Source organism: Streptomyces alboflavus (assembly GCF_000716675.1).
Classification (GTDB): domain Bacteria; phylum Actinomycetota; class Actinomycetes; order Streptomycetales; family Streptomycetaceae; genus Streptomyces; species Streptomyces alboflavus.
This window is the reverse complement of sequence record NZ_JNXT01000124.1, coordinates 1-5601: the sequence shown is the minus strand read 5'-3', so window position 1 is coordinate 5601 and position 5601 is coordinate 1. Positions and strand designations below refer to the sequence as shown.

The 5601-nt window shown below is 72.2% G+C and carries 1 protein-coding gene; it reads right to left on the bottom strand.

Going from position 1 to position 5601, the window contains the following annotated elements:
• On the bottom strand, positions 1–5601 hold a 5601-nt coding region (locus tag OO63_RS40910), incomplete at both ends, for a non-ribosomal peptide synthetase (protein ID WP_031192833.1).

The following is a 5601-nucleotide window of genomic DNA, read 5'->3' as shown; positions in this document are numbered from 1 at the left end:
GTGGTGGTCGAGGGCGAGGTCGACGACGCCTTGGTGGGTGATGGCGACGCCCTTGGGGGTGCCGGTGGACCCGGAGGTGTACATCACATAGGCCAGCTGGTCGACGTGAGTGCGAGGAGCGGTTTCCAGGGGGTCGGCTGAGAGCCCGGCGAGGGCGGCCCGGGTGCTGGGGTCGTCGATGATCAGGTAGGGGCAGGGGCCGTCCGGAAGGTCCACCGCTGTCCCGGTGTGGGTGACGACCAGTACGGGTGCGGCGTCACGCAGCATGAACTGCAGGCGTTCGGCGGGGTACGCGGGGTCCAGGGGCAGATAGCAGCCGCCCGCCTTGAGGATGGCGAGGAGGGTCACGATCTGGTCCGTGGAGCGGGGCAGCGCCAGTCCCACGACCGAGTCCCGGCCCACACCGCGGGCGATCAGGACCCGCGCGAGCCGGTTCGACCGCTCATCCAGCTCCGCATACGAGAGCTCCTCCTCACCGGAGACGACCGCGACCCGCTCCGGCCCGGCGGCCACCTGTGCTTGGAAGACCTCGGTGATGCCGTGCCCCGCCCGCGCCTGGCCGGTGTCGTCGAACCTCCCCAGCACCAGGTCGCGCTCCGTCCTGTCCAGCAGGTCGAGGCGGGCCACGGGCAGATGCGGATCGGCGGCGACCAGTTCGAGCAGACGTCCGAACCGTACGGCGATCTGCTCCGCCGAGGCCTTCGGGAACAGGTTGTCCTGGTACTGGAGCTCCGCGTACAGACGCGGCTCCGCGCTCGCGACCACCGTGAGCGGGTAGTGGGTGCCGGTGGTCGCGCGCACACCGGCCAGGGCGGCACCCGCCGCCTCGTGCGCTTCCGTGAGCCCCTCCTGGTCCACCGGATACGACTCCAGGACGACCATGGTGTCGAACAGGGCCGGGAGCCCCATGGCCTCGTGGATCCGGCTGAGGCCGTGGTGATGGTGGTCGAGCAGCGATGTCTGGCGTTCCTGGAGGGCTACGAGGGTCTGCGCGAGCGTGGCGTCGGGCGCGCACGTGACGCGCACTGGCAGCGTGTTGATGAACAGGCCGACCATCTCGTCGACGCCCGGCACCTGCGGCGGCCGCCCGGAAACCGTCGTGCCGAGCACGACGTCCTGCCGCCCCGTCAGGTACCCGAGAAGCACGCCCCAGGAGCCCTGCAGCAGGGTGCTGAGGGTGATGCCCAGCTCGCTCGCCCTGCGGGCGAGTGCCTGGGCGGCCCGTTCCGGCAACGGCACCTCGATCTGGCCCAGGCCCGCCGACTCCGCGGTGGCGGCTGCGCCCGTGAGGGCGAGGAGCGTCGGCTCCTCGACGCCCGCCAGCTCCCGCGCCCAGGCGCGGGCCGCCGCCTCGTCATCCTGCTCGGACAGCCAGACCAGGAAGTCCCGGTAGGGGCGCACCCGGGGCAGCACCGACGGGTCCCCGCCGGAGCCGTACAGGCGCAGCAGGTCCTGCAGCAGGTGCGGCAGTGACCAGCCGTCGTACAGCGCGTGGTTGGCGGTGAAGACCAGCTCGGCGTGGTCCGGGCCCATGCGGACCAGGGTGATGCGCAGCAGCGGCGGCTCCTCCGGGGTGAAGTGGGCGGCCCGGTCGGCGGCGAGGAGCCGCTCGAAGGCCGCGTCCCGTTCGGCGTCGGCGAAGTCGCCGAGGTCGACGGCCTGCCAGGGCAGGTCCACCCGGTCGAGCACGAGCTGTACCTGCTGCCCGGCCGTACTGGTGACGAAGGCGGTCCGGAGTGCGGCATGCCGGTCGAGGAGGGCCTGCCCGGCCGCCCGCATGCGCTCCGGGTCCACGTCCTTGGACAGCCGGAAGCTGAGCTGCGTGTGGTAGGCGTCGAACGACGACCCCGCGAGCATGCCGTGGAAGAGGATGCCCGCCTGCGTCGCCGTCACCGGCCACACGTCGACGACGGCGCCCGCGTACCGGTCGTGCCACCGGTCCAGGTCGCGCTGGCCCACCCGCACCAGCGGCACATCGGACGGCGTGAGGCCGCCGGAGCCGGGGACGGCGGCGTGCAGGGCGAGGTTCTCCAGCGCCGCACGCCACAGCTCGATCAGCTCGCGTGCCTCGTCGCGTGCGAGCAGCCCGCCCGGGAAGCGGATCTGGGCCTGGAGCCGCGGGCCCTGCCCGGTGTCGGAGACCAGTGAGGTGACCTCGACCGTCGCCAGTGCGGGCATGTCCGGGTCGAGGTCGGCGCCCACCAGACCGTTGCCGTCGGCCGGGGTCCAGCCACCGCGTGGCTCCTCGGGTGTGTCGTCCGCAGCGAACCTGCCCAGATAGTTGAAGGAGATCTGGCCGTCTCCGGCCTCCTTGAGCACGTCGGCGGTCGCACGGTTGAGGTAGCGCAGCAGGCCGTAGCCGACGCCCTTGTCGGGAACGGCGTGCAGCTGTTCCTTGACGGCCTTCAGAGCCCGGCCGATGGCTCGACCACCGCCGAAGGCGTCCTCCAGATCGATTCCTCCGACATCCACACGCACGGGGAACATGCTGGTGAACCAGCCCACGGTGCGGGACAGTTCGGCCCCCGGCACCGCGGCCTCCTCCCGGCCGTGCCCCTCAAGGCGGATCAGCGCCGAGGACTCCTCGATGCCGCGTGCCCGCCGCCACTTCGCGAGCGCGAGCCCGAAGGCGGTGAGGAGACCGTCGTTGACGCCGGTGCGGAAGGCCGCGGGCACGGTGGTCAGGAGCGCCTCGGTGGCCGCGACCGGCAGCTCCATGGACACGTGCTCGACCGTGGCGCACACGTCGACGGCCGGGTCGAAGGCCCGGGAGCCGAGGTCGGGGTCGGGGCCGGAGACGACCGTCCGCCAGTGGTCGAACTCGGCGGTGCGCCGAGCGCTGCCGGCTTCCTCGGTGAGGGCGTGGGACCACCGTCGCACCGACGTGGCGACCGGGGCGAGCCGGGGTGTCCGGCCGTCCCGGACGGCGTGCCAGGCGGTGGCGAGGTCGGGCAGGAGGATCCGCCAGGAGACGCCGTCGACGAGGAAGTGGTGCAGGACGAGGATCAGGCGTCCGTGGGCCTCCGGGCCGGGATCGCACCAGACGAACTGCGCCATGACTCCGGCCGCCGGGTCGAGCCGGCCGGTGGCGCGGTCGAGTTCGTCGGCCGCGCGGTCGCGCCAGGCGGCCTCCTCCCAGCGGCCGTCACAGGCGACCCGGTGGATCAGGCCGGCCGGGTCCACCGACCCCGGCGCGTCGACGAGCAGGCCCGCAGGGCCGTCCCCGGTGCGCACGAGCCGGGAGCGCAGGATGTCGTGGTGGTCGAGGACCGCGCGCAGGGTCGCGACCAGTCCCTGCTCGTCGATGGCGAGCGGAAGCTCGACCTCCATGGCCATCGCGAACCGGCCGAAGCCGCCGCCCTGTTCCGCCAGCTCCAGCAGGTAGTGGCCGATGGGCAGGAGCGGCACCACACCGACACCGCCGCCTTCCAGCTCGTCGAGCACGGGCCCGTCGTCCGTGGTCCGCTCGGCGTGGTCGGCGAGTTCGGCGACGGTGCGGCACTCGAAGATCTGCCGCGGGGTCACCTCGACCCCGTGCGCACGGGCGCGCGAGACGACCTGGATGGAGCGGATGCTGTCGCCGCCGACGGCGAAGAAGTCATCATCGACGCCGACCCGGTCGAGGCCCAGGGCCTCGGCGTACGCGGCGGCCAGGATCTCCTCGGTGGTCGTGCGCGGCGCCTGGTACGTGCCGCCGGTGACCTCGGGCTCCGGCAGCGCCGAGCGGTCGAGCTTGCCGTTCGGGGCGAGGGGCAACCGGTCCAGGGTCACGCAGACCGACGGCACCATGAATTCCGGCAGCCGTCCCGCCACGAAGCCGCGCAGCTCCTTCGCGGAGACCCCGGCGCTGATGCCCGCGTCGTCGACGGTGGGCACCACGTAGCCGACCAGCTGCCTGCTGCCGCGGACGTCCCGGGTGACGACGACCGCCTGGGCCACGCCAGGGTGCGCGGTGAGCGCCGCCTCGATCTCGCCCGGTTCGATGCGGAAGCCGCGCACCTTGACCTGCGCGTCGTCGCGGCCCACGTACTCCAGGTGTCCCTGACGGGACCAGCGGGCCAGGTCTCCGGTGCGGTACATCCGCGAACCCGGAGGACCGAAGGGGTCAGGGAGGAACCGTTCGGCGGTGAGCGGCGCCTGCCCGTGGTAGCCGCGGGCCACGTTGCCCGCGACATACAGCTCACCCACGACACCGACGGGCACGGGGGCGAGCCCGGAGCCGAGGACGTAGGTGCGCATGTTGCCCAGGGGAGTGCCGATGGGGGCACTCGAGCCACTGGTTCCTTCCGGGGCCGAGGTGAAGGTGGTGGCGTAGAACGACTCTGTCTGGCCGTAGGCGTTGACGACGCGCACTCCGGGCAGCGCCTGGTGGATCGACCGCACCAGCGGGGCGGGCAGCGCTTCACCGGCGAAGACGACGGCATCGGGGTGGATCTTGTCGCCGATCTGATCCACCAGTTCGGCGAAGACCGAGGGCACGGTGCTGATCACACCGCCGTCCCAGCCGCCGCGCTCACCGATGACGAGGACGTCCCGGACGAGTTCGACGGTGCCTCCGGTCGCGAGCGTGGTGACGATCTCGAAGACCGACACGTCGAAGTTCACCGATGTGCCCGCCAGCATCCGCGTACCCGGGTGGATCCCCACCGCGTCGGCGAGCCGCAGCACGCCGTTGACGACGTCCCGGTGGGTCACCGTCACGCCCTTCGGGGTGCCGGTGGAGCCGGAGGTGTACATCACGTACGCGGCGTTCAGCGGCCGCACCGCCCGGGACTCGCCGTCCGGCACCCAGGTGTCGCGGGCGTCCAGGTCCAGGTCCTCGACGAGCAGGCGCGGGACCCCGGTGTCCGGGAGTACGCGGGCCGCGTCGGCAGTGGTGAGGACCAGCGCGGGACGGGCGTCCGCCAGGATGAAGTCCAGCCTGGAACTGGGGTACTTCGGGTCGATCGGCAGATAGGCGCTGCCCGCCCGCCAGATCCCCAGCATCGCCACGACCAGATCCGCCGAGCGTGGCAGGGCGAGCCCCACGACCGTCTCCGGACCCACCCCGCGCCGGGCCAGCTCACCGGCAAGGCGTTCGACCCGGGTGGCCAGCTCCGCGTAGGACCACTCCTGGTCCTCGCAGATCAGCGCCGTGGCCTCGGGAGTGGTTGCCGCTCGCTGCGCGAACAGCTCGGCGACCGTCAGCTCCGGGGTCGCGGCGGCGGTGTCGTTGAGTCCGTACAGCACGAGCTCCCGTTCGTCCGGCTCGACGAGCTCGACACCGCGCACGTGCCGGTGCGGGTCGGCGGTGAGCAGGTCGAGCAGGCGGACGTACCGGTCCGCGAGCCTGCGGACCGTGGTCTCGTCGAAGAGGTCGGTCGCATACTCCAGCGACCCGATCACGCCGCCCAGCTGTGGCAGGTCGACCATGTTGAAGGTCAGGTCGAACTTCGCCGACTGGCTGCGCGCACGCTCGAACTCGACCTGAAGACCCGGCAGTTCGAAGCCGTCGAGGTCGAAGTTCTGCCAGGCGAACATCACCTGGAACAGCGGCGCGTAGGCCGTCGACCGTTCCGGGTTGAGGGCTTCGACGAGGCGTTCGAAGGGGATGTCTTGGTG